The 26,267-nt window shown below is 72.4% G+C and carries 19 protein-coding genes; 11 read left to right on the top strand and 8 right to left on the bottom strand.

Features of this window, described 5'->3' with window-relative positions:
* On the bottom strand, positions 1–1,248 hold the full coding sequence (locus AB0J76_RS07810; RefSeq protein ID WP_352320359.1) for an ABC transporter substrate-binding protein: 1,248 nt from the start codon (positions 1,246–1,248) through the stop codon (positions 1–3).
* A gap of 130 nt (positions 1,249–1,378) precedes the next feature.
* On the opposite strand from AB0J76_RS07810, the gene AB0J76_RS07805 reads away from it, so the two are divergent.
* From AB0J76_RS07805 to AB0J76_RS07795, 3 genes are read left to right on the top strand one after another with little or no spacing between them, the layout of a single operon-like run.
* A complete protein-coding gene (locus tag AB0J76_RS07805; RefSeq protein ID WP_352320361.1) occupies positions 1,379–1,885 on the top strand; it encodes a PadR family transcriptional regulator in 507 nt (168 codons plus the stop codon).
* Positions 1,882–2,610 carry an ABC transporter ATP-binding protein gene (locus AB0J76_RS07800; RefSeq protein WP_352320362.1) on the top strand — a complete coding sequence of 243 codons (729 nt, stop codon included), beginning with the start codon at positions 1,882–1,884 and terminating at the stop codon, positions 2,608–2,610. Before AB0J76_RS07805 ends, AB0J76_RS07800 begins: the two co-directional genes overlap by 4 nt.
* Positions 2,607–4,877 (top strand): FtsX-like permease family protein, encoded by a 2,271-nt coding sequence (locus tag AB0J76_RS07795; protein WP_352320363.1) that lies wholly within the window; start codon positions 2,607–2,609, stop codon positions 4,875–4,877. Before AB0J76_RS07800 ends, AB0J76_RS07795 begins: the two co-directional genes overlap by 4 nt.
* Before the next feature lie 18 nt (positions 4,878–4,895).
* On the opposite strand, the gene treS is transcribed toward AB0J76_RS07795, so the two are convergent.
* The gene (treS, locus tag AB0J76_RS07790; RefSeq protein ID WP_352320365.1) at positions 4,896–6,590 is read right to left on the bottom strand and encodes a maltose alpha-D-glucosyltransferase; all 1,695 of its coding nucleotides are present in this window, start codon (positions 6,588–6,590) and stop codon (positions 4,896–4,898) included.
* A gap of 264 nt (positions 6,591–6,854) precedes the next feature.
* Positions 6,855–8,477, bottom strand: coding sequence for an asparagine synthetase B family protein (locus tag AB0J76_RS07785; RefSeq protein WP_352320367.1), 1,623 nt, complete (start codon positions 8,475–8,477; stop codon positions 6,855–6,857).
* An 83-nt stretch (positions 8,478–8,560) separates the two neighbouring features.
* Between AB0J76_RS07785 and AB0J76_RS07780 the strand changes: the two genes are divergently transcribed.
* The 4 genes from AB0J76_RS07780 (at position 8,561) to AB0J76_RS07765 (ending at position 13,844) form a co-directional block, all read left to right on the top strand.
* Positions 8,561–10,405, top strand: coding sequence for a hypothetical protein (locus AB0J76_RS07780; protein ID WP_352320369.1), 1,845 nt, complete (start codon positions 8,561–8,563; stop codon positions 10,403–10,405).
* Between the two features lie 16 nt (positions 10,406–10,421).
* Positions 10,422–11,054 carry an anticodon-binding protein gene (locus AB0J76_RS07775; RefSeq protein WP_352320370.1) on the top strand — a complete coding sequence of 211 codons (633 nt, stop codon included), beginning with the start codon at positions 10,422–10,424 and terminating at the stop codon, positions 11,052–11,054.
* A 163-nt stretch (positions 11,055–11,217) separates the two neighbouring features.
* Positions 11,218–12,558 carry a diaminopimelate decarboxylase gene (gene lysA, locus AB0J76_RS07770; protein ID WP_352320428.1) on the top strand — a complete coding sequence of 447 codons (1,341 nt, stop codon included), beginning with the start codon at positions 11,218–11,220 and terminating at the stop codon, positions 12,556–12,558.
* A complete protein-coding gene (locus tag AB0J76_RS07765; protein ID WP_352320372.1) occupies positions 12,555–13,844 on the top strand; it encodes a homoserine dehydrogenase in 1,290 nt (429 codons plus the stop codon). The genes lysA and AB0J76_RS07765 overlap by 4 nt, the downstream gene beginning before the upstream one ends.
* A 16-nt stretch (positions 13,845–13,860) precedes the next feature.
* Here the strand turns inward: AB0J76_RS07765 and AB0J76_RS07760 are convergent, their stop codons facing one another.
* Genes AB0J76_RS07760 through AB0J76_RS07745 form a run of 4 tightly spaced genes read right to left on the bottom strand, consistent with a single transcriptional unit; the run spans position 13,861 to position 19,512 of the window.
* Positions 13,861–15,549, bottom strand: a complete 1,689-nt coding sequence (locus tag AB0J76_RS07760; RefSeq protein WP_352320374.1) for a glycosyltransferase — start codon at positions 15,547–15,549, stop codon at positions 13,861–13,863.
* Positions 15,546–17,585: a glycosyltransferase family 2 protein gene (locus tag AB0J76_RS07755; protein ID WP_352320376.1), complete on the bottom strand. Its 2,040-nt coding sequence runs from the start codon at positions 17,583–17,585 to the stop codon at positions 15,546–15,548. The genes AB0J76_RS07760 and AB0J76_RS07755 overlap by 4 nt, the downstream gene beginning before the upstream one ends.
* The gene (locus tag AB0J76_RS07750) at positions 17,582–19,078 is read right to left on the bottom strand and encodes a glycosyltransferase family 2 protein (RefSeq protein WP_352320378.1); all 1,497 of its coding nucleotides are present in this window, start codon (positions 19,076–19,078) and stop codon (positions 17,582–17,584) included. The genes AB0J76_RS07755 and AB0J76_RS07750 overlap by 4 nt, the downstream gene beginning before the upstream one ends.
* Complete coding sequence (locus AB0J76_RS07745) at positions 19,075–19,512, bottom strand: hypothetical protein (protein ID WP_352320379.1); 438 nt, start codon at positions 19,510–19,512, stop codon at positions 19,075–19,077. Before AB0J76_RS07745 ends, AB0J76_RS07750 begins: the two co-directional genes overlap by 4 nt.
* 235 nt (positions 19,513–19,747) lie before the next feature.
* On the opposite strand from AB0J76_RS07745, the gene AB0J76_RS07740 reads away from it, so the two are divergent.
* A complete protein-coding gene (locus tag AB0J76_RS07740; protein ID WP_352320381.1) occupies positions 19,748–20,818 on the top strand; it encodes a family 2 glycosyl transferase in 1,071 nt (356 codons plus the stop codon).
* The gene (locus tag AB0J76_RS07735; RefSeq protein ID WP_352320383.1) at positions 20,815–22,482 is read left to right on the top strand and encodes a glycosyltransferase; all 1,668 of its coding nucleotides are present in this window, start codon (positions 20,815–20,817) and stop codon (positions 22,480–22,482) included. The genes AB0J76_RS07740 and AB0J76_RS07735 overlap by 4 nt, the downstream gene beginning before the upstream one ends.
* Before the next feature lie 20 nt (positions 22,483–22,502).
* Here AB0J76_RS07735 and AB0J76_RS07730 read toward each other — a convergent pair whose 3' ends face one another.
* The gene (locus AB0J76_RS07730; RefSeq protein ID WP_352320384.1) at positions 22,503–23,891 is read right to left on the bottom strand and encodes a glycosyltransferase; all 1,389 of its coding nucleotides are present in this window, start codon (positions 23,889–23,891) and stop codon (positions 22,503–22,505) included.
* A gap of 248 nt (positions 23,892–24,139) precedes the next feature.
* On the opposite strand from AB0J76_RS07730, the gene thrC reads away from it, so the two are divergent.
* Both thrC and thrB read left to right on the top strand, forming a co-directional pair.
* A complete protein-coding gene (gene thrC, locus AB0J76_RS07725; protein WP_352320386.1) occupies positions 24,140–25,198 on the top strand; it encodes a threonine synthase in 1,059 nt (352 codons plus the stop codon).
* A 44-nt stretch (positions 25,199–25,242) separates the two neighbouring features.
* Positions 25,243–26,148, top strand: a complete 906-nt coding sequence (thrB, locus tag AB0J76_RS07720) for a homoserine kinase (RefSeq protein ID WP_352320388.1) — start codon at positions 25,243–25,245, stop codon at positions 26,146–26,148.
* Positions 26,149–26,267 lie beyond the last annotated feature (119 nt).

Raw genomic sequence — 26,267 nt, 5'->3', positions numbered from 1 at the left:
TCACTGGGTTCTGATGATCTCTTCGAGTTCTGACTTCATGGAGGCCGCGACGTCGTCGGCGGACTCGTTCTCGGGGTCGGCCAGGGCCTTGGCGACCGAGCTGGCGATCACCAGGCTCACCTGGTTGTAGTTGGCGCTCACCGGCCGCGGTTTGGCGGCGAGGATGCTCTCCTTGAGCACGGGCAGGTACGGGAACCGCTTGATCAGGGCCGGGTCGTCGTACAGCTCGGTCCACACGGGCGGGAAGGAGCCCTCGGTGAGGACGCGGCGTTCGTTCTCCAGGCTGGTGAAGTAGCGGATGAACTGCTGTGCGGTCTGCTGGTGCTTGGAGTAGGCGCTGACGGCCAGGTTGATCCCGCCGAGGGAGCTGGATCCCTGGCCGTTGAGTCCGGGCAGCCGGGTCACCGCGAAGCGGTCGCCCAGCTTGGCCCTGGCCGGGCCGTAGGCGTGCGGCCAGTTGCGGGCGAAGGCCAGCTTCCCGTCCTGGAAGGCCAGCCGGGTCTCCTCCTCCTTGAAGGTCAGCGAGTCGCCGGTGATCCAGCGTTCCCGCAGCCCTTGCATCAGGAAGTCGAGGGCGATCTTCCCCTTGGCCGGATCGAGGGTCACTTCCGTGCCGTCGTGGTTGAGAATCTGCCCGCCCGCCGACTGCACTGCCTCGGAGAAGTTCACGGTCAAGCCTTCGTAGGCCAGGAGTTGGGCCGCATAGCCTCCGATATCCCGCTTTTTCGTTACTTCTCGTGCTTCATCGCGAAGTTCTGCCCAGGTCTGCGGCGGCTTCTTGATGAGATCGGTCCGGTAATAGAGCAGTCCCGCGTTGCTGGTGTACGGGACGGCCCAGAGCTTGCCCTTGTAGACGGCCGTGTCCACGACGGGCGGCAGGAACCTGTCGAGCGGGAACAACCCGCGCTCCAGGGGGATGATCCAGCCGTTCTCCGCGAACTCGGCGGTCCACACCACGTCGAGCCCCAGCACGTCGTAGCGGTTGCTCTGGGCCTGGAGGTTGGCCACCATCTGGGCGCGTTGCTCGTCGGCGGCCTCGGGCAGCTCCAGCAGCGTCACCTTCTCGGCCGGGTGGGCCTGGTTCCAGCGGTCCAGCAAGGGTTGCAGGTACGCCGTGGTGTCGCGTCCGGTGGCGAAGGTGATCGGGCCTGTGCCGCCCGTCCCCTTCTCGCCGCCGCCCTCGTCGCCCGCCACCGTGCATCCGGCCGCCAGCACGACGACCAGAGCGAACGAAAGCGGGCGCAGCACTCTGTTTCCTCCACAATCAGCGGGGTTACATACGTGTTAGGTAGATGCATTCATGTTATGCACACCTGTAATCTGATGGTCAACGGATACCTACGTAACGCTCACGTAACACAAAGCGGGGAGGTGAGGCGTGCGGCTTCACCTGCTGGCGCTCCTGGCCAAGGAACCGGCCCACGGCTACGAGCTCAAACAGGCCCTTGAACAGACGTTCGGCAGCGCCTACCCCTCCCCGAACATCGGGCAGATATACGTGACGCTCGGCCGGCTGGAGAAGGACGGGCTGGTCCGGGCCGTCGACGTCGAGCAGTCCAACCGGCCGAACAAGAAGGTCTACTACCTGACCGCCAAGGGCCGCGACCTGCTCACCATCTGGGTCGACGAGCCCACCGAGGGGCCTCGGGTGCGCGACGAGTTCTTCATGAAGCTCGTGCTCGCGCCGCTCACCGGCATCGCCGACCGGATGGCGCTGATCAACCGCCAGCGCCGCCACTACCTGTCGCTCATGGGCGACCTCAACGACCTGCTCTCCCGTACGGCGCCTGCCGACCGGGTGGCGCTGCTGCTGATCGAAGGGGCCATGCTGCACCTTCAGGCCGATCTTGACTGGCTGGAGCGATGCCAGGAGGATCTGGCATGAGCTCGGTCCTAAAAACGGTCAATCTGGTCAAAATCTACCAAGATGGCGCAGTGCCGGTGCCGGCCGTGCGCGGGGTGGACCTCCAGGTCGAGCCGGGCGAGTTCGTCGCGGTGATGGGGCCGTCCGGCTCGGGCAAGTCCACGCTCGTGCACATGCTCGGCGGCCTCGACGCGCGCACCAGCGGCGAGATCTGGCTCGACGGGCAGCGGGTCGACACCCTCTCCGAGAGCGCCTGGGCGCTGCTGCGGCGCAAGAAGGTCGGCTTCGTCTTCCAGTTCTTCAACCTGGTCGCCAACATGACCGTCGGCGACAACGTCGAGCTGCCCGCGCTGCTGGCCGGGGCCTCGCCCAAGGTGGCGCGCGAGCGGCGCGAGAGCCTGCTCGGCGCGCTCAACCTCGCCGACCGCGCCGCGGCCTCGCCCGCCCAGCTCTCCGGCGGCGAGCAGCAGCGCGTCGCGCTGGCCAGGGCCCTGGCCAACAAGCCCAGCCTGCTGCTGGCCGACGAGCCCACCGGCAACCTCGACAGCCGCAACACGCGCGACGTGCTGCGCCTGCTCAGCGACGTGCACAAAGAGGGGCAGACGATCGTCATGGTCACCCACGACGCCCGGGTGGCGGGCCTGGCCGACCGGCTGGTGTCGCTGTTCGACGGCGAGATCGTCGACGACGGCCGCATCGCCCGCCGCCGCACCCGCACCGCCGGCGAGGTGATCGACCTCCGATGAGCACCACCCTGGCCGGAAGCCGGTGGATCAAGGCCGACCTGCGGGCCAGGAAGGGCCAGGCGGTGCTCACCGTGCTGGTCGTGGCCGGGATCGTGGCCGCCCTGATCACCGCGGCGACCCTCCTGGAGGACGGCACCAACCCGTGGCGCAGCCTGTCGGCCCAGACCGACGGCGCCCACGTCTGGGTCTACACCGACGACAACCCCGACGTCGCCCTGGGCGGCATCGACGGCGTCACCGGCACCGCGGGCCCCTACCGCTCCGCCCCCGTCACCGTGGCCCAGGAGGGCAAGAAGGAGCCCGCGTCGCTGCGCGCGATGCCCGCCTCGCCGCCCCGGGTGGCCCATCCCGTGCTGGCCGAGGGCAGGTGGCTCGACGGCTCGCAGCCCGACGGCGTGGTCGTCGAACACTCCTTCGCCAGGTCGCTGGGCCTGGCGATCGGCTCGCCGTTCACCGTCATCGCGCTCAACGGCGAACGCCACACGCTGTACGTGCGCGGCATCGCCGACTCCGCCGACCAGGGCTTCTACCCCGAATGGACGCCCGGCCTGGCCTGGGTGCTGCCCGCCACGCTCGACCGCGTCGAGCCCATGCTGGGCCGCAGCGAATGGGTCACCGGGCTGCGCCTGTCCGACCCCGACGCCAGCCAGGTCGTGGCCCAGCGCGTCGTGGTGATGCTGGAGGACAAGCTCCAGCGCGTCTACACCTGGCGCGAGGTCAGGGCCGCCATGGAGCTGGACAACCGGCTGCTCGGCACGCTGCTCGCGCTGTTCGGCGTGGTGGGCATGGTCGCCGCGGCGCTCGCGCTGGCCAACGCCGCCGGCGGCCGGGTGCTCGGCCAGCTCCGCGACCTGGCCACGCTCAAGTCCATGGGCTTCACCGGCGGCCAGGTCGCCCTGCTGCTCCTGGTCGAGCACGGCGCGCTCGGCCTGCTCGGCGTCGGTCTCGGCGCGCTGGCGGGCTGGGGGGCCACGGCGGTGGTGCTCGGCACGTACTCGGCCGCGCCGGTGCCGGTGCTGGCCATCGTGGCGGGCACGGCGCTGGTCGTCCTGGGGGCGGTGGGGGTGCCCGCCTGGCGGGGCGCGCGCACGCCGCCGATCCCCGCCGTGCCGGCCTCGCCGCCGCGCGGCCACCTGTCCCGCCTGGCCCGGCTCGGCCTGCTCGTACGCCTCCCGCCCGCCCTGATCCTGGGCACCCGCGACGCCTTCACCAGGCGCGTGCCGGCGTTCCTGACGGCGTTCGGCCTGGCCGTGCCGATGATGATGATCACGATCGGCCTCGGCGTCTGGGCCACCCTCGACAACTTCCTCAGCCACCCCGAACAGGTCGGCCAGCACGCCGGCCTGTACGTCCGCCCCGGCAAGCAGATGGAGTCGGACGAGGCCCAGCGCATCGCCGAACGCGACCGCGACGTGCGCGCTGTCTACCCGGGCAGCGACGTCAACGCCCTGGCCCCGGGCGAGGCCCGGTCGGTCCGGGTGCGGGCGGTCGGCAGTTCGACCGACCCCTACCCGTTCCCCGTGATGGAGGGCAGGGGCTACGCCGAGCGCGGCGAGGCGGTGGCCGGGCAGGGGCTGCTCGACCTGCTGGGGGTCAGGATCGGCGACCGGGTGCGGCTGACCGTGGGCGGCTCGCCGCTGATCGTCCGGATCGTGGGCCGTACCGTCGAGCCCGACCTGGACGGCGAGGTGCTCTCGGTGGGCCTGGACAGCCTGGCCGCCAAGGACTCCGTGCCACCCCAGTACTACGCGCTGGCCCTGCGGCCGGGCGCCAACAAGGCGGAGGTGCGCGCCAGGCTGCTGGCCGAGTCGGGGGAGAACCTCGACGTGCAGGCCGCGGTCAACCCGGCCGACCGGCTGTCGATCATCAGAGTGGTGATCGTGGCGCTGATCGCCGTGCTGGCCCTGATCGGCCTGGCCAACCTGCTCACCGCGAGCGCCATCGGCCTGCGCGACCACGCCTTCGACCTGGCCGTGCTCAAGGCCATGGGGCTGACGCCACGCCAGGTGATGGCCACGCTGGTGACCGGCACCGGCCTGCTGGTCGTGCTCGGCGTCGGCGCCGGCACGGCGGTGGGGGCGTCCGTGGTGGTGGGGTTGATCGACCTGCAGGGTCACACGAGCGGCGTGGGCGCGGGCATCGGCCGCGCGCCCTCGCCGGTGACGCTGGCGGTGGCCGTGGTGACGGCAGTGGGCACGGCCCTCGCGGTGGCGCTCATTCCCGCCCGCCGCGCGGCCCGTGCCCAGGTGCCTGTCACGTCACGCTGATCCGCCCGGGGGCTGTGCTCAGTCCCCGGCCTTCAGCGCGAACCAGTAGAAGCCGTGGCCCGGCAGGGTCAGCAGGTAGGGCAGCTCACCGATCTTCGGGAAGCGCACCCCGCCGCGGGCCTCGACCGGCACCATGCCCTCGAACCTGCGCAGGTCCAGCTCGACGGGCTGCGGGAACTTCGACAGGTTGTTGACGCAGAGCATCACGTCGTCGCGGTCCTCGCGCACGTACGTGAGCACGCACGGGTTGGAGGACCACATTTCGGTGTAGGCGCCCAGGCCGAACACCGGGTGGTTCTTGCGGATCTCCAGCATGCTGCGGGTGAAGTGCAGCAGGGAGCCCGCGTGGCGCTGCTGGGCCTCCACGTTGACCGCCTGGAAGCCGTAGATCGGGTCCATGACGGCCGGCAGGTAGAGGCGGCCCGGGTCGGCCGAGGAGAACCCGGCGTTGCGGTCGGGGCTCCACTGCATCGGCGTGCGGACCGAGTCGCGGTCCTCCAGCCAGATGTTGTCGCCCATGCCGATCTCGTCGCCGTAGTACATGACCGGCGAGCCCGGCAGCGACAACAACAGCGCCGTGAACAGCTCGATCAGGTCCCGGTTGTTGTCCAGCAGGGGCGCCAGGCGACGCCGGATGCCGAGGTAGGCGCGCATGCGCGGGTCCTTGGCGTACTCCTTGTGCATGTAGTCGCGCTCTTCCTCGGTCACCGTCTCGAGCGTGAGCTCGTCGTGGTTGCGCAGGAAGATGCCCCACTGTGCCGTGTCGGGCAGCTTGGGGGTGCGGGACATGATCTCGGAGATCGGCTCGCGGGTCTCCTTCTTCACCGCCATGTAGATGCGCGGCATCAGCGGGAAGTGGAAGGCCATGTGGCACTCGTCGCCGCCGGTGGTGGGGTCGCCGAAGTACTCCACGACGTCCTCGGGCCAGCCGTTGGCCTCGGCCAGCAGCACCCGGTCGGGGTAGAGCCGGTCGACCTCCGCGCGGATCTTCTTCAGGTACGCGTGCGTCTCGGGCAGCCCGGAGCACGCCGTGCCCTCGCGCTCGAACAGGTACGGCACCGCGTCGAGGCGGAAGCCGTCGATCCCCAGGTCGAGCCAGAACCGCAGCACCTCCAGCATGGCCTCCTGCACCGCCGGGTTGTCATAGTTCAGGTCCGGCTGGTGGTGGAAGAAACGGTGCCAGTAGTACTGCTTGCGCACGGGGTCGTACGTCCAGTTGGACTCCTCGGCGCCGATGAAGATGATCGGCGCGTCCGGATAGCCGGTGGGCTCGTCGGACCAGACGTAGAAGTCCCCGTAGGGCCCCTCCGGGTCGTGCCTGGAGGCCTGGAACCACGGGTGCCTGTCGCTGGTGTGGTTCATGACCAGGTCGGTGATGATCCGCAGGCCCCGCTCGTGCGCGGCCTCGATCAACTGGACGAAGTCCCCCAGGTCACCAAAGTCCGGAAGGATCTTCATATAGTCCGAGATGTCATAACCGCCATCGCGCAGCGGGGACTCGTACAGCGGCAGCAGCCAGAGGCAGTCGACGCCGAGCCATTCCAGGTACCCGAGCTTCTCGATGAGACCGCGCAGGTCGCCCGTGCCGTCACCGTTGGAGTCCTTGAACCCCCGGACGAGAACCTCGTAGAACACCGCCCGCTTGTACCATCGCGGATCTTCCGAGACGAAAGCCTCAGAGATCGACTCAGGTGATGGGGATGCGTTGATCATGATGTCGCTCACAGGAAGAGATGTGGGCAGGACGAAGTCACCGGTTACCCCGGCGTTCTTAGCTGGTGACCGCGCCGCGTGGAGTCGTCATCCCTGCGAACTCCATGCCCTCGAACGAGACCGGATTTGTGATCTGGTGCCCGTTTGTTGCGGCGCTTACGGGCCGAACACTACCAGCCCGGTGGCTTTCCGGAACCCGCTTCTGCTGTGCGACGTGTAATACCCGCGAGATCCGTATGTAATCGCCCTGTTACCCAGAGTTCACTAAAAAGGTGCGGTGACGTCCGGCAGGTCGTTCTCGAAGTCGTTCAGCCAGAGTCCGAAAAGCACCAGTCCGCGCACCCAGAAACGGTCGTTCCAGCCGTTGAACCGGGTCAGCGCGTCCGGGCCGCCGGCGATCACCTCGTGCAGCTCGTCGGAGAGCATCGCGGGCACGCGGCGGGCCACGACTTCCAGCATGGCGTGGGAATAGGCCCGCGCCGGCGCGGCCGTGGAACGCAGGGGCACCCGCTGGAGCGGCTGCTTGACCACGTTCGTGGAGGGCAGCGCGGCCACCCTCGGATTGGCCGCGTGCAGCACCTCGCGGTAGAAGCGGCCCTTGTCCTTGCGCGCGACGCCGACGCTGAGCGCGGCGTCGAAGAAGGCGGGATGGATGAACGGCGCCGCGAACGACGCCTCCGGCCCCACCAGGTTGACCGCCGAACGCGCGATGCCGCGCACGGTCCTGGTGTGCAGCACCGACAGCGGCAGCTCGGCCCGGTGGCCGTGGAGCATCGAGGTGGCCGCCGCGAACTGCTCGCGCACGGTCTCCTCCATCCACTGCGCGGCCGCCTTGGACAGGAACGGCTGCGCGGGCGCGCCCAGCGACAGCGAGCCCAGCAGCGCCGCGGACCGCTCGGCCTGCGTCCTGGCCTCCAGCGCGGCGCCGCTGACCATGAAGTTCTTCAGCAGCGGGCCGCCGGCCAGGCCGTCGACCAGGATGCGGCCCGAGCCGTGCACCTCCTTGGCGAACGGCGCGTACCAGGCGTGGTGCGGCGTCAGGTACTCCAGCCGGCGGGCCACCTCGGCGGCGTCGGCGGGGTAGGCGGCGGCGTCCTGGGTGACGACCCGGTGCGGGATGCCCAGCTCGCGGGTGATCGCCCTGGCGAAGGCGATGTCGGTGTCGGTGCCGTCGTCGGGGCTGGTGGTCCACGACTCGACGTCGGCGCCGCGGGCCACGGCCACGCTGGCCAGCAGGCGCGAGTCGTAGCCGCCGCTGACCGGCACGAGCAGCCTGCGGCCGTCGTAGTCCTCGTAGACGTGGTGCAGCAGCTCCACGATCTCCTCGGGGCTGGTCCACGCCTCGTACGGCTCCGTGCGCAGCCAGCGCGGCAACCGGCGCTCGGTGGCCAGGCGGCCGTGCTCGAACACCAGCGCGCTCGACCCCGGCAGCCGCCTGACCTCCCGGTACGGGGTCGCCTCGCCCAGCGGGAACGTCACCTGGATGATCGAGGCCCAGGCGGCCCAGTCGATCTCGATGGGCACCAGGCTGAGCAGCGGCTGGATCAGCGAGGAGAAGTAGACCGCGTCGCCCTGGCGGACGTAGTAGACGTCGACCAGGCCGAGCGCGCCGCCGTGCAGCGTCACCCGCGCGCCGTCGCCGATCAGCCCGGGCGTCTCGTACGTCTCCGCGACCGTCATCCAGTCCTCGGCGGCGGCCGGCTTGCGCTCGCCCCACGAGAACGCGAACGCGCCGCCCGCCCGGTGGTACGGCGGTAGCGGCGCGGAGCTGAACAGCGCGGCCTCGTCCGTCTGGAGCGCGGGCCGCACCTTGGGGCCCGCGGCGGCGAGTTTGCCCAGTATGGAGATGTCGATCCGGCCGAGAGCGCCGCATACGTAGGGTCGCACGTTGAACTGCACCGGATCTCATCCCTTCGAGACGCTTCCTGCAAAAGAGTATCCTTTGCCGGGCTAAGAGAGCGGAGGTCCGGTTGTCTACCGAGCTGGAGAGCACGCGTCGGGCGTTGCGGGATGCTGTCGCGCAGGCCGAGCGCGCGGCCGAACTGGCCAGGCTGCTGGACGCCGCGCAGTCCAGGCTGGCGGCCGCCGAGCAGAGCGCCGAGGAGGCCAGGAAACTGGCCGAGCAGCTGAGCGAGACCGAGGAGCGGCTGGAGGCCGAGCGGGCCGCGGCCGACCGGCTGCGCAAGGAGCTGGCCGAGCAGCGCTTCCAGGCCGAAGTCGCCAACTGGAAGCTGTCCTCGATCAAGGTCGCCCGCTGGAACCGGCTCGGCGACGCCATCAAGAGCGGCAAGAACAACCCGATGCGCCTGGCCAAGGGGCTCAGGGGCGCGGCAAGGCCGGTCAAGCGGCCCAGCGCGCCCAAGCGCCGGCCGGTGGCCGTCCAGGGGGCCAAGGAGGCGCGTCCGGGGGCGTCGTTCCAGGCCACCAGCACGACCAGGACGCTGGGCGGGGCGTCGTTCAAGCTCAAGCCGTACCGGATTCCCACCGGGCCCAACACCCGGCCGCACCTGACCGCCGCCGTCGTCGCCGATCCGCACGTCGAGGCGCTGCTGCGCTACGAGTGGCGGCAGACGACCGGGTTCACGCCGCGCGACTTCGCCCGCGTGCTGCCGCTGGAGGTGCCCCACCTGCTCGTGGTGGAGTCCGTCACGCAGGGGCCCTGGCTGGAGGAGCTGACCGGCGAGCCGGGCGAGGGGCTCAGGGCGCTGCTGGCCTGGTGCGCCGAGCGCGGCATCCGCACCGTCTTCTGGCACACCCAGGGCGACGTGGCCGACTACGCCGCCGCGGCCGAGCTGTTCGAGCACCGCTTCACCGCCGACACCACGGTCCCGTGGCCGCGCCTGCACTTCGGCGTGCAGCCCCGGGTGCACAACCCGCTGCCGCTGGCCGGCGGACGGGTCGACCGGGTGCTCACGCTCGACCAGCTCCTGCCGCCGCACCTGGCCTATCCCGACGCGCTCACCTCCTACCGCTGGCCGGCCGCGGCCGACTGCCCGCCGGGAACGCCGCAGTGGCGGCTGGCCGAGATCGCCGCCTGCGGCACGCCGATCGGCACCGAGCCGGACTCGCGGCGGGCGCACGTGGCGCTGCGCCGGGCCTACGACACGGGGACGATGACCGAGCGCGTGGACGAGCTGCTGGAGGCCATCGGCCTGCCCAGCGCCCGCGCCACCCTCGACACCTCCGTGCTGCTGCCGATCCTCGACCCGTCGCGCATGGAGCACGCGCTGGCCCAGGTGGCCAGGCAGTCCGGCGTGGCCCAGGTGATCGTCATCGGGCCGCCCGAGGCCGAGCTGCGCGCCCGCGACGTGCTGACCGACGCCGAGGTGCTGTACCGGCGGCCCCACCCGGCCATGAGCGAGGGCGCGATGCTGGCCAAGGGCCTCGACCTGTGCGAGGCCGACCTGGTCGCGGTCATGGACCCGCGCGACGTCTACGGCCCGCACTACCTGTCCGACCTGCGGCGGGCCTTCCTGTTCAGCACGGCCGACATCGTCGGCAAGGCCGCCTTCTACGCCCACCTGCGCAAGCCCCAGGCGACCCTGCTCAAGCAGCCCGAGGCCGAGTACTCCTACCTCCCCGAGATCGCCGGGGCCACCCTGCTCGCCCGCAGGAACGCCCTGCGCGAGGTGGGCTTCGCCGACCTCACCGAGGGCTGGGACGAGGTCATGATGCGCCAGTGCCGCACCGACGGCGTCAAGGTGTTCTCCGCCGACCGGTTCGGCTACGTGCGGGTGCGCGACGAGGACCGCTGGCTGCTCGGCGCGGCCCACCTGGTCGAGTACGGCTCCGCGGAGCCGCACGCGCTGATCTGACGCCTACGCTGAGTCGATGACCGACCTGCTCGCCCAGTCGCTGGAGGAGGTGCTGGGGGAGCCGCCGGCGCCCGAGGGCACCTGGGAGCGGGAGGCCGTCTACGTATCGGCCGCCGCGCTGCGCCGCCGCGTCCCGCCGGACGAGCTGGCCGCGGGGGTGCGGGCGCTCGACGGGGTGGCCGAGGCGCAGGCGCGGCCGAACGGCTTCCTGCGCATCGTCGTGGACGTGCCGGGACGGCTGGTCGAGTCCCTGGACCCGCCCGTCCTGCCCGAACCCGGCTGGCCCGACTTCCCGCGCACGTGGGACAACCCCGGCTTCGTCGTCCGGTACGCCCGCGCCCGCGCCTGCGCGGTGCGGCGGTGGGCCGGGGAGCTGGGGGTGCCGCTCACCGGCTTCCGGCCGGAGCTGCTCGACGGCCCCCACGACCGCCGGGTGCTGCGGGTGCTGGCCGAGCTGCCCGGACGCGCCGTCAGCCGCGACCCCGGCTGGGACGCCTTCTCCGTCCGGCTGGCGCTGGCCTACCACGACGCCCACGAGCACGCCCCCGCCGTCCCGATGGGGGACGAGCCGGTCCGGCCGGTGCACACGGCGCGGGTGCGGCTGGCGGAGGCCGTCCGGGGGGTACTGGTTGGGCCGGAAAGATGGTGATGGATCGTAAAATATCCGGCTAAAGCGCGAAAAATCGTGAAAATGTTGCTTGTTGACCTTGATCGCGTCTCGATACGTGGGCAGCGGTCCTGGGAGGGGCGGCGGTTCCGATAGCCTCGATCGGGTGAGCTTCGTCCATCCAGCCGGGGACCGGCACGCCGAGATGCTGCCCCACGAGCGCCCGCCGATGGCGCCCGCCGACCTCAACCGGATCGACCCCGCGATCTGGCCCCGAACGTCGACCCGGACCGACGGCACGCTCACGGTCGGCGGCGTCGACGTGCGCGACCTGGCCCGCGAGTTCGGCACGCCGCTCTACGTCCTCGACGAGGCCGACGTACGCTCACGCATGCGCGACTACGCCACGGCCTTCCAGGGCTCGGACGTCCACTACGCGGGCAAGGCGTTCCTGTGCAAGGAGATCGTGCGCTGGCTGGCCGAGGAGGGCCTCGGGCTCGACGTCGCCAGCGGCGGCGAGCTGGCGGTGGCGCTCAGCGTCGGCTTCCCGCCCGAGCGCATCACCCTCCACGGCAACAACAAGTCCAAGGCCGAGCTGACCCGCGCCCTCGAGTGCGGCGTCGGGCACATCGTGGTCGACTCCTACGAGGAGATCGCCCGCCTCGGCTACCTCGCCGAGCAGCTCGGCAAGCGGCCCAAGGTGATGATCCGGGTGACCACCGGGGTCGAGGCCCACACCCACGAGTTCATCGCCACGGCCCACGACGACCAGAAGTTCGGCCTGTCGCTCAACACCGGCGCCGCCGCCGAGGCCGTGCGCCGCATTCTCGCGCTGCCGCAGCTCGACCTGGTCGGCCTCCACTCCCACATCGGGTCGCAGATCGTCGACACCGCCGGCTTCGAGGTGGCCGCGCGACGGCTGGCCACGCTGCTGGTGCAGATCAAGGACGAGCACGGCGTCGTCCTGCCCGAGCTCGACCTCGGCGGCGGCTACGGCATCGCCTACGTCGAGGGCGACGAGGCCCCCGACATCAAGGAGCTGGCCGACGGCCTGCGCGAGATCGTCACCAAGGTCTGCGCCGACGCCGGCCTGCCGGTGCCGCGCCTGACCGTCGAGCCGGGCCGCACCATCGTGGGCCCGGGCGGCATCACCCTCTACGAGGTCGGCACGGTCAAGGACGTCGAGGGGCTGCGCACGTACGTCAGCGTCGACGGCGGCATGAGCGACAACGTCCGCACCGCCCTCTACGGCGCCGAGTACACCGCCGCCCTGGTGAGCCGCGCCAGCGACGCCGCGCCCATGCTCAGCCGCCTGGTCGGCAAGCACTGCGAGAGCGGCGACATCCTGGTGCGCGACTGCCACCTGCCCGCCGACCTGACGCCCGGCGACCTGGTCGCCGTGGCCGCGACCGGCGCCTACTGCCGCTCGCTGGCCAGCAACTACAACTACCTGCCCAGGCCCGCCGTGGTCGCCGTCGCCGACGGCGCGGCCCGGGTGATCGTGGCGGGCGAGACCGAGGACGACCTGTTGAGGGGGCAGCTGTGAAACCGCTGAAAGTGGCTCTGCTGGGCTGCGGCGTCGTCGGCTCGCAGGTCATCAGGCTCCTGCACGAGCAGGCCGACGACCTGGCCGCGCGCATCGGCGCCCCGCTGGAGCTGGCCGGCGTGGCCGTGCGCAGGCTCGGGCGCAAGCGCGACATCGAGGTCGACCCGGCGCTGCTGACCACCGACGCCGAGTCCCTGGTCACCCGCGACGACATCGACATCGTCGTCGAGGTGATCGGCGGCATCGAGCCGGCCCGCACGCTCATCGTGGCCGCCCTCGAACGCGGCAAGTCGGTCGTCACCGCCAACAAGGCCCTGCTGGCCGAGGACGGCTCGGCCCTGCACGAGGCGGCCCGCCGGGGCGGCGGCGACCTCTACTTCGAGGCCAGCGTCGCCGGCGCGATCCCGCTGCTGCGCCCGCTGCGCGAGTCGCTGGCCGGCGACCACGTCAAGCGCGTGCTCGGCATCGTCAACGGCACCACCAACTACATCCTCGACAAGATGGACAGCACGGGCGCGTCCTTCACCGACGCCCTGGAGGAGGCCCAGACGCTCGGCTACGCCGAGGCCGACCCGACGGCCGACGTCGAGGGCTTCGACGCCGCCGCCAAGGCCGCGATCCTGGCCGGCCTGGCCTTCCACAGCCGGGTCACCGCCGACAAGGTGCACCGTGAGGGCATCACCGAGATCACCGCGACCGACGTCGCCTCCGCCAAGGCCATGGGCTACGTCATCAAGCTGCTGGCCATCTGCCAGCGCTCCGACGACGGCCGTTCGTTCGGCGTGCGGGTGCACCCGGCGATGATCCCGCGCACCCACCCGCTCGCCGGGGTGCGCGAGGCGTACAACGCGGTGTTCGTGGAGGCCGAGTCGGCCGGACAGCTCATGTTCTACGGCAAGGGCGCCGGCGGCGCGCCGACGGCCTCGGCCGTGCTCGGCGACCTCGTGGCCGTCGGCCGCAACCGGCTGGCCGGCACCCACGGGCCCGAGGAGTCCACCTACGCCGACCTGGCCGTCCACCCGATGGGCGACACGGTGACGCGCTGCCACGTGGCGCTCGACGTGGCCGACAAGCCCGGCGTGCTGGCGCGGGTGGCCGACCTGTTCGCCAAGCACGACGTGTCCATCCAGACCGTCCGCCAGGAGGGGCACGGCGACGACGCCCAGCTCGTCATCGTCAGCCACCGCGCCACCGACGCGGCCCTCACGGCGACCATGGAGGGGCTGCGCGAGCTCGACATCGTCCGCGCGGTCGCCGGCGTGATGCGCGTGGAGGGCGACGACTGACAGCCGCCCCGCCCGGTCAGTGGGCGGGGAAGGCCAGGTCGCGGACGCGGCGGACGGCGCGTTTCAGGACCGTGCGGTCCTGTTCGCGGGCCAGGCGCACCGCCTCGCGACGCCAGCTCTCGGCCTTCTCCCGCCAGCGGGAGGCGTCCCTGCCGTTCTTGGCGGCCTCCCGGCGCAGCTGGGCGAGCTCGGCGCGCAGGGCGGCGACGCGCTTGCGGTGGAGGGCCAGGTCCTTCTCGTGGCGGGCGGTGAGCAGGGCGAGCTCCGCGACCGGCGGCCTGCGCGGCGGGTAGACGTCGGGACGGCGGCGCAGGCCCCACGACGCGCCGTCCGCCCATTCCAGGCCGTACAGGGCGTCGATCAGGTCGTCCGGGTGGTCGCCGGGGGCGGCGACCAGGGCGGCTCTGGACAGGGCGGCCGTACGGTCGAGGCGGGCGGCGACCACGCCCTGCGGGGTCTCGTCCAGGGCCAGGCACAGGCTGCCGAGGTCGTGCTCGTCCAGGTGGGCGATCAGGCGTTCGAGCGTGCCGGGGGAGAGGGTCCAGCCGGGCGGCATGGTCAGGCGGAAGGGGGCCGTCGTGCCGGCGGGCGGCCCGGGAGGCGGCTCGGCGGCCAGGCGGACCCGCGGGTCGTGCTGGAAGGTGGCCTTGAGCAGGCGAAGGTCCAGGTCGGGGTCGCGCAGGGGCGAGCGGCGTCCGGTGGGCAGCGCGGTCCAGGGGCCCGTGAGGGTGAGGCGCACGTCGGGGATGGAGGAGGCGAGCACGGCGTCCGCGGTGGCGCGGGTGTCCTCGTAGCCGTCCGCCGCCACCACCGCCTCCACGTACGGCACCAGCCACTGCCGCCCCGGATCCGTACGCAGGTACCGCCGGTAGGGAACCCGGTCGGCCACGTACGGGTCGTTGTACCGCTTCAACTCCGCGACGTCGCGCATCGCGGTCGGCAGGCCGACGTGCCAGGCCCGCGCCTGCGGGTCCGGGACGAACACCGCCCCCGCCTGCACGAGCCGGTACCCCAGCTCGGTGTCCTCGGCCAGCACCAGCGAGGTGTCCAGGCCGCCGATCGAGCGCAGCAGCGCCGCCGGGTACGACGCCGTGGCCCCCACGTGCACGCGGGCGGCCGTCGCGCCGGACGCCGTGCGCAGGCCGTCGTGATCGTGGATGATCTTCTCGGCCCAGTCGTGCCGGTGCGGCGACAGGGGGAACAGGTCGTCCTCGGCGCCCGCGTCCAGGGCCCGGACGACCTGCTCCGGCGTGGGCGGCTCGCCGGCCGAGGTGAAGTCGATCCAGCCGAGCACCACCACGTACGGGGCCAGGTGGTGCCACCGGAGCTGGGCCTCGACGTGCCGCCGGTGCGGGACCATGTCGGCGTCCAGCACGAGGACGACGTCGCCGGCGGCGGCGTCCAGGCCCGCCTGCACGGCCCAGGCGCGCCCCCAGCCGCCGGGAGGGCTGGAGATCAGCTTGGTGCCGCCGGGGGCGAGGCCGGGCAGGCGGATGGGGGTGGCGCTGCCGTCGTCCACCACGATCACGTCGAGCAGGTGCGCCGGGTAGCTCTGCGCGGACAGGGCGGCGAGCGTCAGGTCCAGGGTCTCCTGGCGGTCGTGCGCCGGGATGACGACCGTGACGGCGAGCTCCGGCTCCCAGGCCCCCAGCTCGGGCGGGTCGAGGACGCCGAAATCGTTGCCACGGATGCGCGGGACGGTCATGGGCGGCTGCTCCCCTCCAGCTCCATCAGGGCGTTCGGGCGGAACCCACGCCACTGGCGCCGGTTGCGGCGCAGGAACGTGCCGATCGGCTCCTGCCAGGTGTGGGCGGCGGCCGGGCCGCGGCGCAGGATGTAGCCCAGGCCGTGGGTGCGGTAGATCTGGCCGCCCGCCGCCTGGAGGGCCTCCTGGAACTGGGTGTCCACCGAGCGGCGCAGCGGCCGGAAGCCGCCCACGGCCTGGAACGCCGACCGTTCCACCAGGATCGTGCCGCCCGCCACGAAGCTGGTGATCTGCTCGGTGACCTGGCTGCGGTGCACGGTGACGTCGATCGAGGCCAGGTAGACGAACTCGGGCACCGTGCCGACCACCTGCGCCCCCGAGTAGGCGTGGGCGAGCAGCAGGTCGGCCAGGAAGTCGGGGCCGTACCAGTCGTCGTCGTCCATCTTGAGCAGGAACGAGCCGGAGGCCCTGGCGGCGGCCTCGTTCAGCACCTCGCCGAAGACGGCCGCGGGGTCGGCCTCGTACACGGTCAGCGGGCCGGCGAAGGCGGCCAGGGCGGCGGCGACGTCGGGGTGCTCCCGGGGGACGCCGTGCAGCGCGAGCACCACTTCGAGCTGCGCGTCGCGCTGGCGGGCGATCTGCCGCAGGGCGAACGGCACCATCTCGGCGCGCCGGGTGGCCAGCAGGACGGAGGTGAGCGGGGGAGCGGGGGCGGGCGCGCCGAGCTGCTCCCACCGCGCCGCCACGCCGTGGGTGCGCAGGGCGGCCCGGCGCAGCCGGATGCTGTGCTCCTCGCGCCGCAGCTCGTCGGACAGGTCGGGGGCGGCGGGCAGCAGCGCGACCAGCTCGTCCCCGAGAGCGCCCGCCCAGCGCGGCACGGTCCCGGTGACCAGCGGCACCCCGGCGGCGGCCAGCCCGGCCAGCACCCGCACGGCCGCCAGCGGGCCGCTGTGCGGATGTTGCCAGCTCACCTCGACGCCGCGGATCTGCCGGAGCCTGGCCACGTCGGCGTCGGTGACCCCGCCCGACTCGGCGAACGTCGTCACGACCTTGCCGTCGAGCAGCACCGACCAGCGGCCGTCGCGCTCGGCCAGCGCGGCCATGCCCCGGGACGGCGTGGTCACGAACCCCTGGGGGTTCACCAGGCGCTCGTCCACGGGCGGGACCATCGACGGCTCGCCGAGCACGTCGGGGTCGGCCAGCGGCGACCCCGTCCCGCCGGGACGCCCGATGCTCTCCCAGCTCGCCGCGACGATCGTGGGCCGCTCGACGGGCGCCTGATCCCCGGCCCAGCCGATCCCGCCGGGCTCGGCGGACCCGCCCGGCGTGGGGGCCGGGGGCGCGTCCGGGACCCGGCTGTCGCCCGGCGGGCGCAGGGCGTCGCCGGGCAGGCCGCGCAGGGCGACGTCGCCCAGCGTGCGGAGCACGACGTCGCTGCCGGGGGCGCCGACGCGTTCGGGGACCGGGCCGCTCACCTCGGCGGGCGTGGCGTTCGGGTCGCCGGGACGCCAGTCGGCCGAGCCGATCCCGGCGATGCCGGCGGCGGGCGCGGCGATCACGTCCAGGCGGTGACCGGCGAAGGCGCGGGCGGTGGCCGTCACCGTACGGCCGGCGGGCGTCGCGGCCGAGAAGCGGGCGTCCACCACCCACACCCGGCTCCTGGGCTGGTAGACCCGCAGGTCGGTCAGCGAGCGCCAGCGGTGGGCGGGGGTCGGCGTGGGCACCGGCGCGGGGTGCGAGGCGGGGGCGTCGAGCACGCACACCACCACCCGCCCGGCCAGCGGGAGCAGCTTGTGCAGGGTCGCCACCCTGCGCAGGTCGGCGGGCGTCCTGGCGAGCACGAGGACGTGGTCGGCCGACTCCGGCTCGGCGGGCGGCTCCAGCAGGTCCCGGTCCAGGTCCACGGCGCCGGCGGGCAGCCCGGCGCGGCCCTCGCCGCCGTCCACGAACGTGTGGCCCTCGATGCCGGCCAGGAACACGCGGGCGTCCGGCAGCTCGGCCAGCAGCGCGGTGACCGTCCGCCGCTCTGCGCTCACCCGGCGCTCCGCAGGTGCCGGATCAGGGAGCTCAGCGGCCCGGGAGCGGGGTCCTCCTCGTCCTGCGCGCGGGACAGGCGCTCGACCTCGGCGGAGAGCCGGTCGACCTGGGCCCGCAGCTCCTTGGTCTCCGCCAGCCGCCGGGCCGCCAGCGCACGCCACTTGGCCGGGTCGCCGGCCAGCGGCGGCGGCTCCGCGGCGGTGCCGAAGCCGTGCTCGCCGCCCTCGACCCACAGGACGCCGAACAGCTCGTCCACCAGGTCGTCGGTGGGGCCGTCGAAGCGTGCGGCGCGGGCGAAGGCGGCCGTGCGCTCCAGCCGGGCGGCCACGACGCCGTCCGCGTTCTCGGCCAGGGCGACGCAGAGCAGGCCGAGCACGTCCTTGTCGGCCAGTCGCACGAGCCCGGCCAGGGTGTCGGCCCCGAGGACCCATCCGGGGGGCAGCCGCAGCAGGAACGGGGTGGGGGCGGCGCTGACCGGTTCGCTTTCCGCGAACGTGACGCGCGGCTCGTGGGCGTACAGGTTGTGCAGCAGCCGCAGGTCCAGCAGCGGGTCGTCGAGGCTGGACCGGCGCTCGCCGGTCAGCCGGCCCCAGGGGCCGACGACGGTGACCGCGGCGTCGGGCAGCGTGCCCGCCAGCGCCGCGTCCACGCTCGCCCGGGTCTCCTCGTACGTGGTCGCGCGCACCACGACCCGCACGTACGGCACCCGCCAGTGACGCCGGGGATGGCCGCGCAGCCAGCGCAGATCCGGCACGAGATCGCCCAGGAAGGACCAGTTGTGCCGGTGCACCTCCTTCTCCCGCAGCATCACCGTGGACGGCCCGACGTGCCACGCCCTGGCCTGCGGATCGGGTACGAACACCGCCCCCGCCTGGGCCAGCCGGTAGCCCAGCTCGGTGTCCTCGGCCATGTTGAGCGAGGCGTCCACGCCGCCGGCCGCGCGCAGCAGCTCGGCGCGCACCGACGTGGAGGCCCCCGTGTGCAGCAGGTACGCGCTCGTCCCCGCGTCCTTCAGCATCCGGGTCGACTCCAGGGTTCTGCGCGTGTACTCCGGTTGCGTGCCCTCCTCGCCCGGGGCCGTCACGAACCGGATGTCGCCGATCACCACCGCGTGGTCGAGCAGGTGGTGCCAGCGCATGTGCGCCTCAAGGTGGTCGGGGGCCAGGATCATGTCGGAGTCCAGCCAGTGGATCACCTCGCCGGTGGCGGCCAGCTGCCCGGTCTGCCGGGCCGCGCCGCGTCCCCAGCCGCCGGTCACCCGTACGACGCGGGCCCCCGGCAGCTCGACCGGCGGCGTGCTGCCGTCGTCGGCGACCACGATCTCGACGAGTTCGGCCGGGTAGGACTGCGCGGCCAGCGCGGACGCCGTGCGCTCCAGCGCCTCCTGGCAGTCGTAGGCCGGGATGACCACGGACACGCGCAGCTCGGGCGTCCAGTCCCCGATCGCGGGCGGGCGCAGCACCCCGTAGTCGTTGTGCCGGACGCGGCTCATGCCAGGCCCTTGGCCAGCGCGCGAACCTCCTCGCGCAGCTCTTCGACCTCCCGGGCCCTGGTCATGGCGTTCACGCGGTCCTCGCCGAGCGAGGCGAGGATCGCCCCGATGTCGTCGGCCCGCCGCGCGGCCGACTCCTCGACCGCCTGGACCAGCAGCTCCAGCCGGGATTCGAGATTCTTGACCGCGGTCGTCGCACGGGCGAGCTCGGCCTCGTGCTTCTTCATGCGCAGGTCGATCCGGTGCGCCTTGCCGTCCACGCGGCGGACGGTGAGCAGCAGCAGGGCGAGGGCGGCCAGCGTGACCGCGAACGCCGCGACGGCCGCCGCCGCGCCGAGGGTGAGCAGGCCGGCCAGGACGAGGAGGGTGAGCACCCCGGCGGCCACGACTGAGAGAAGTGCGGCGGCCGCTGCCAGTCGGCGGGGCGAGAGCATCCGCGCAAACCTTTCATAGTCACGACGAGTCGGGCATAGGAGGATGGGCGGGATATTTGCCACCCTAATAAAACCTGACCACTACCGTGCCATAAGTTCCTGGAGGAAAACTGGGAACCGCCGCCTCGGGACCCGTGCCGCCGCCATGCGATACCTGCCTGTCTGTCTACTGACGTGTAAAAACGGGCGTAAGGTAGGCGCCGATCCAGTCCCGTCCGGTCGAGGAGCATCGTCCATGTCCGTCACCCCCTGCGGCTTCACGCGTACGCCGGGCAAGGGGTTCGCCCGGCTGCACTGGGCGGACGGATGGCAGGTGGACGGCGGGCCGCCCGACGTGCCCGAGCTGCGTCCCCGGCGCGGGCTGGAGATCGACTGGCCCGCCGCGCCGGTGCCGCTCGACGGCCTGACCGAGCTGGCCGGCGCCGGGATCCCGCTGACCGCCCAGGACGCCCCCGCTTGGGTGCCGGGCGACCTGGCCGCGCTGCTCACCGACCGCGACTGGCTCGCCGAGCCCGCCGACGGCACCGGGCGCTCCCTGGCCGACCTGCGGCGCGAGGAGCACAGCGTACGGCTGCGGCGGCTGGTCCACCGGCCCCCTCGCGCGACGGTCAGCATCGTCATGTCGACCAAGCGGCCCGCCCTGGTCGGCGCGGCGCTGGCGCAGATGGAGCGGCAGCGGGGCGTCGAGGCCGAGGTCCTGCTCGGGTTGCACGGGGTGGCGTTCGAGCAGGTACGCGCGGCCGTCGAGGCGTGCTCGCTGCCCGTCAGGTGGGTCGAGGCGGACCGGACGGTGCCGTTCGGCGAGGTGCTGAACCGGGCCGCCGCCATGGCCTCGGGCGACTACCTCGCCAAGTGGGACGACGACGACTGGTACGGCCCCTGCCACCTGTCCGACCTGCTCATGGCCCGCTCGTACGCGGGGGCCGACGTGGTGGGCACGACGGCCGAGTTCTTCTACCTGGAGCCGTTGCGCGCCACGATCCGGCGGACGACGTTCGCGAGCGGAGCGGCGTACCCTAGCGAGGTTTGGGCGGATCACGTAGCTGGAGGCACAATTTTGCTCCAAAGCGCGAAATTTCGGGAAATTGGAGGGTTTCCTGCGCTCCCGCGTGCGGTCGATCTGGAGTTCCTGAAAGCGGCGCAAAAGATCGGCGCGCGCACCTATCGCACGCACGGCCTCGGCTACGTCCTGCGCAGGGGTCTCACCGAGGAGCACACCTGGCAGCTGCCCCTCGCCCATTTCGTCAGGATCGCCACGAACCAATGGCACGGCTTCCGGCCGAGCCTGCTGATGGAAGCCGCATGAACAACGGCCAGAAGCCGCCGGTGCGCGGCAACGACTATCGCGTGCTGCGGCCCGGCGAGGACCTCACCCCGTCGCTCACGGTCAGCGTGATCATCCCGGCCTACGGCGGCCAGGACAAGCTGGACCTGGTGCTGGCCGGCCTCGCCCGCCAGACCTACCCGGCCGCCCTCACCGAGGTCATCGTCGTGGACAACGGCAGCCTGCCGCCCCTGCGGCTGCCCGCCGTCCGCCCCGAGGGCACCCGCCTGATCGTCTGCGACCGGCCCGGCCGCGCCAACGCCCGCAACGCCGGCCTGGCCGAGGCCACCGGCGACGTGATCCACTGGCTCGACTCCGACGTCGTCCTCACCCCGGGCGCGATCGAGGCCCACATGCGCTGGCACCACACGGCCCCCTACCTGGTCGTGACCGGCTACATCAGGTTCACCGACGCCGAGCTGCCCGCCGAGCTGCCCGCCGACCTGGAGGAGCACTTCGAGCCCGCCGAGCCGCACACCTGGATCGTCGACCTCGTCGAACGCACCGACGGCCTCACCGCCAACCCCCAGCGTCCCTTCAGCCTGCACGTCGGCGGCGCGACCTCGGTCGGCGCCCGCCTGATCGAGGCCGCCGGCCCCATGGACGACGAGCTGATCCTCGGCCAGGACACCGAGATGGGCTACCGGCTGGGCCAGGCGGGCGCGGTGTTCGTGCCCGAGCCGCGCGCCCGCGCCTACCATCTGGGCCCGACCATGCGCATGCGCGACAAGGAGTCCATCGACCGGGTGAGCCACGCGTTCGTGGCCGACCGCATCCCGGCGTACCGGTGGTTGCGCTCCCATCCGTCCCGCCAGTGGAAGATCCCGTACGTCACCGCCGTCGTGGACGGCACGGCCGGCTACGACAGCGTGCGCGCGACGGTCGACGCCCTGCTCGCCGGGACCGTTCCCGACCTGTCGGTGCTCCTGCTCGGCCCCTGGGACGACCTGGAGCGCGAGCACCGCTCCCCGCTCAAGGACCCCGCCCTCGACCTGGCCCTCGTCCACGGCCACTACCTGCACGAAGGACGGGTGCGCCTGGCCACGGCCGAGGAGGTGGACCCGGCCACGCCGTTCGTGCTGCGCCTGCCGCCCGGCTGGATCCCCGGCGAGGACACCCTCGCCCGCCTGCTCGACCTGGCCCGCGACGAGGGCCTCGGCCTGGTCGCCGTGCTGCTGCGGGAGTCGTCGCAGGGTGTCGTGGCGGCCCGCCTGGAACGCTGCTCGGCCTTCGCCAGGGCCCGCATGGTGGCCGCCGACCACCCCGGTGAGCACGGTGAGCACGGTGAGCCCGGCGACCTCGACGACGTGGTGGACGCCGTGTCCGGCGTGTCCTGGGTCGAGGGGGAGACCTACGGGTTCACCACGGAGGCGGCGCCGCTGATCGGGCGGCGCGGGGCGTACCGGGCGCGGCTGGAGGCCCAGGCCGAGACCGAGCGGCTGGCGGCGGAGGCCGACCGCCTGCGCGCCCAGGTGACCAAGTGGCGGGACGAGGCCACCCGGTGGCGCAGGACGGCCGTCGAGCTGCGGCGCGACGTGAGCACCCTGCGCCGCCAGCTCGCCGCGGCGAACCGCGCCCAGCAGAGCCTGCGCACCCTGCTGTCGGCCACGATGAAACGGGCGCTGGGCCGCCGCCTGCGCGGCTGACCGCGTCCCGCCGGCGGCGGTCAGTTCGGGCGCAGGGCCGACTTCAGCCGCCTGAACAGGGTGTTGTCGGCGGACTCGGCCGGCACCGCGACCGTGGCGGGGATGGTGACCGGCTCCGGCTGCGGCGGCGCGGGCCAGTAGCGGTCCGGCGGCTCGTGCCGTACGCCGTGCGTGGTGTCGATGACGTCGTCGAGGTCGGCGCCGGGGCCGGCCAGCAGCAGCGCCCGGCCCAGCGCCGAGGTGCGTTCGAGCCGGGCCGTGCGCCCGTCGGGCAGGTCGACGACGAGCACCCCGGCCAGGTCCTTCTGCACCGACTCGACCATGCGCTCCAGCGTCGCCCGGTGCAGCGGCACGTCCACCGGGCCCCGGTAGCGGAACGGCGTGGGCGCGGGCGTGGGGGCGGCCTCGTCGATGAGCCGGATGCGTTCGTCGTGCGCGAACAGGTCGCGCATGAGCCGCAGCTCGAAGCACGGGTCCGACAACACCGCGCGCCGCCCGTCGTCCAGCCGCGACCACGGGCCCACCAGCGTCAGCACGACGTCCTGGAGCTTGCCGTCCAGGGCCGCCGTCACCGCGCGCCGCACCACAGACTCGGAGGTGTCGGTGACGTCCAGCACGATCTCCACGTACGGCACCAGCCACCGCCGCCCGCGGTCCTTGCGCAGGTCCCGGCGGAGCGGGATCCGGTGCGCCAGGTACGGCTCCACCGCCCGCACGGCCCGCTCCCGGTCGCGGTGCTGCGCCGGCAGTCCGAGGTGCACCGCCTGGGCGGCCGGGTCGGGCACGAACACCACGCCGTGCATGGCCAGCCGGTAGGAGAACTCGGTGTCCTCGCCGCGCACCACGGTCGGGTCGAGCCCGCCCACGGCGTCGAAGACCTCGCGGGTCAGGGCGAAGGTCGGCCCGGTGCACACGTGGTACGGATTGCGGCTGCTGCGCAGCCCGTCGGTCTTCTCGATCGTCGCCTCGGTCGAGCTCGACACGGCCCCGGCCAGGTCGAACACCTCGTCCAGGCGCCCGGCGCCGTAGACCTGCCGCGGGGTGACCGGCGGCGCCTCGACGAACTTCTTCATCCCGATCGTGACCAGGTAGTCGGTCACGTGATGCCAGCGGGCCAGGGCTTCGATGTGCTCGCGGCAGGCGACCATGTCGGCGTCCAGCCGCTGGATGATCTCCCCGTCGGCGGCCTTGGCGCCGGTGTTGACCGCGTTGGAGATCCCCCAGCCGTCGCGTACCGGGACGATCCTGGTGTTGACCGGCCGGATCTCCGGCAGCCGGATGGGCGGCGCACTGCCGTCGTCGACGACCAGGACCTCCATGAGATGGTCCGGGTACGTCTGCGCGGCCAGCGCGGCCAGCGTCAGGTCCAGCTTGTCCTGCCCGCCGTGCGCCGGTATCACCACGCTCACGGACAACCCCGGCGACCAGCCCCCGAGTTCCGGCGGCACTACTGGTGAATAGTCGTTCTGCCTCAAAGCAGGACGCGCGTTCATGGTGACCCCCTGCCGAGACCTTATCGGGAGATGCTGAGAATTTCCTGAATAGTGGCGCTGTCCAACGACCTGTCCACGTACCTGTCCACCCAATGGACTCGGCTCCGCGTCCGCGTCGAGCACCCCGTACACTCGGTGGCCAACACCGCAGGTAGGGAGTCATCATGGGCAGGTCGTGGCGTGGCCTCATCGAGGAGTACCGAGAGCGTCTTCCGGTCACCACGAAGACGCCCGTCGTCACGCTCCTCGAAGGCGGCACCCCGCTCGTCCCGGCGCACCGCGTGTCGGCGCTGACGGGATGCGAGGTCTTTCTCAAGGTCGAGGGCGCGAACCCGACCGGCAGCTTCAAGGACCGCGGCATGACCATGGCCATCAGCAAGGCGGTCGAAGAGGGCGCCAAGGCGGTCATCTGCGCCTCCACCGGCAACACCTCGGCCTCCGCGGCGGCCTACGCCGTACGCGCGGGGCTGACCTGCGCCGTGCTGGTGCCGAAGGGCAAGATCGCGATGGGCAAGCTGGCCCAGGCGCTCGTCCACGGGGCCACGCTGCTGCAGGTCGAGGGGTCGTTCGACGACTGCCTGGAGATGACCCGCAAGCTGTCCTCCAGCTACCCGATCGCGCTGGTCAACTCGGTCAACCCGTTCCGGCTGCAGGGCCAGAAGACTGCGGCGTTCGAGATCGTCGACGCGCTCGGCGACGCCCCCGACATCCACTGCATCCCGGTGGGCAACGCGGGCAACATCTCGGCCTACTGGATGGGCTACCAGGAGTACGCCGACGACGGCGTCTCGACGAAGCGTCCGCGCATGTTCGGCTTCCAGGCCAGCGGCGCCGCGCCGATCGTCGAGGGCGCCCCGGTGACCCACCCGCACACGATCGCCACCGCCATCCGCATCGGCAACCCGGCGTCCTGGGGCCTGGCCACCGCGGCCCGCGACGAGTCCGGCGGCGTCATCCAGGCGGTGACCGACCGGCAGATCGCGGCGGCGTACAAGCTGCTGGCCCAGGAGGAGGGCGTGTTCGTGGAGCTGGCCTCGGCGGCGAGCGTCGCGGGGCTGCTCCAGGCGCATTCCCAGGGGCTCGTGGCGGCCGGGCAGCGCATCGTCTGCACCGTCACCGGCAACGGCCTGAAGGACCCCGACTGGGCCATCTCGGGCGCGCCCGCCCCGGTGGTCATCCCGATCGACGTGCACGCCGCCGCCGCGGCGCTCAACCTCGCCTGAGAGGCGCACGGGCAGTGAGCGAATGACAAGGGAACAGTGAACTGATGACGACGGTGCGAATCCGCGTGCCGGCCACGTCGGCCAACCTCGGGCCGGGCTTCGACGCGCTCGGCCTGGCGCTCACCCTCTACGACGACGTGGAGGCCACGCTCACCGCCGAGCCCGGCGTGCGCGTGAGCGTGGAGGGCGAAGGCGCGGGCGAGGTCGACCTCGGCGAGGGACACCTCGTCGTCCGGGCGATGCGCGAGGCGTACGCCCGCATGGGGGCGCCGCAGCCCGCGGGCATCGACCTGCGCTGCGTCAACCGCATCCCGCACGCCCGCGGCCTGGGCTCGTCCTCGGCCGCCGTCTGCGCCGGCATCCTGGCCGCCCGCGCGCTGAGCGACGGCGGCCTGTCCGACGACGAGGTCTTCGCGCTGGCCACCGAGATGGAGGGCCACCCGGACAACGTCGCTCCGTGCCTGGCCGGGGGCCTGACGGTGGCCTGGACCGACCATGCGGGAGTACCGCGTATGGTGAAGCTGGCCCCCGACGAGAGGGTCCGCCCGGTCGCCGTCGTTCCTTCGACGCGGCTGGCCACGGAGACCGCTCGGGGGCTGTTGCCGAAGGACGTGCCCCACAAGGACGCCTCCTTCAACGCCGGCAGGGCCGCGTTGCTGATCGCCGCGCTGACCTCGCGGCCGGAACCAGAGCTGCTGCTCGCCGCCACCGAAGACCGTCTCCACCAGCCCTATCGCGCGCCTGCCATGCCGGCGAGCGCGCGTCTGGTAGAACGTCTGCGTGCAGTCGGCGTGCCCGCGGTCGTTTCGGGGGCGGGTCCCACGGTTCTTGCGTTTTCGTCACCGGATACGCAGGATTTGATCGCGCCAGAAGTGGGTAATGACTGGCACATCCAGCAAATGGACGTCGACCCGGTTGGTGCGAACGTTCAGTTCCCCGAGACACGCTGATGCCTCTTTAGACCTTCAGGGAATAGCCGTGTGCGCTGGTGATGTTAGGCTGATAGCCGCACCAGATGCCCCCTTGGTGGGTGCGTGCTTGTCAGCCATACATCGCTGCATCATGCTTC

It is taken from the genome of Nonomuraea sp. NPDC049624 (assembly GCF_040675255.1).
In the GTDB taxonomy this organism is placed as follows: domain Bacteria; phylum Actinomycetota; class Actinomycetes; order Streptosporangiales; family Streptosporangiaceae; genus Nonomuraea.
This window is presented reverse-complemented; position numbering and strand designations above follow the sequence as displayed.

Excerpts from the sequence above, each read along its gene's own strand:
- AB0J76_RS07800 (WP_352320362.1), top strand. The coding sequence starts at position 1,882 with ATGAGCTCGGTCCTAAAAACGGTCAATCTGGTCAAAATCTACCAAGAT.
- AB0J76_RS07795 (WP_352320363.1), top strand. The coding sequence starts at position 2,607 with ATGAGCACCACCCTGGCCGGAAGCCGGTGGATCAAGGCCGACCTGCGG.
- treS (WP_352320365.1), bottom strand. The coding sequence starts at position 6,590 with ATGATCAACGCATCCCCATCACCTGAGTCGATCTCTGAGGCTTTCGTC.
- AB0J76_RS07775 (WP_352320370.1), top strand. The coding sequence starts at position 10,422 with ATGACCGACCTGCTCGCCCAGTCGCTGGAGGAGGTGCTGGGGGAGCCG.
- lysA (WP_352320428.1), top strand. The coding sequence starts at position 11,218 with ATGCTGCCCCACGAGCGCCCGCCGATGGCGCCCGCCGACCTCAACCGG.
- AB0J76_RS07760 (WP_352320374.1), bottom strand. The coding sequence starts at position 15,549 with ATGACCGTCCCGCGCATCCGTGGCAACGATTTCGGCGTCCTCGACCCG.
- AB0J76_RS07750 (WP_352320378.1), bottom strand. The coding sequence starts at position 19,078 with ATGAGCCGCGTCCGGCACAACGACTACGGGGTGCTGCGCCCGCCCGCG.
- AB0J76_RS07745 (WP_352320379.1), bottom strand. The coding sequence starts at position 19,512 with ATGCTCTCGCCCCGCCGACTGGCAGCGGCCGCCGCACTTCTCTCAGTC.
- AB0J76_RS07740 (WP_352320381.1), top strand. The coding sequence starts at position 19,748 with ATGTCCGTCACCCCCTGCGGCTTCACGCGTACGCCGGGCAAGGGGTTC.
- AB0J76_RS07735 (WP_352320383.1), top strand. The coding sequence starts at position 20,815 with ATGAACAACGGCCAGAAGCCGCCGGTGCGCGGCAACGACTATCGCGTG.
- thrC (WP_352320386.1), top strand. The coding sequence starts at position 24,140 with ATGGGCAGGTCGTGGCGTGGCCTCATCGAGGAGTACCGAGAGCGTCTT.
- thrB (WP_352320388.1), top strand. The coding sequence starts at position 25,243 with ATGACGACGGTGCGAATCCGCGTGCCGGCCACGTCGGCCAACCTCGGG.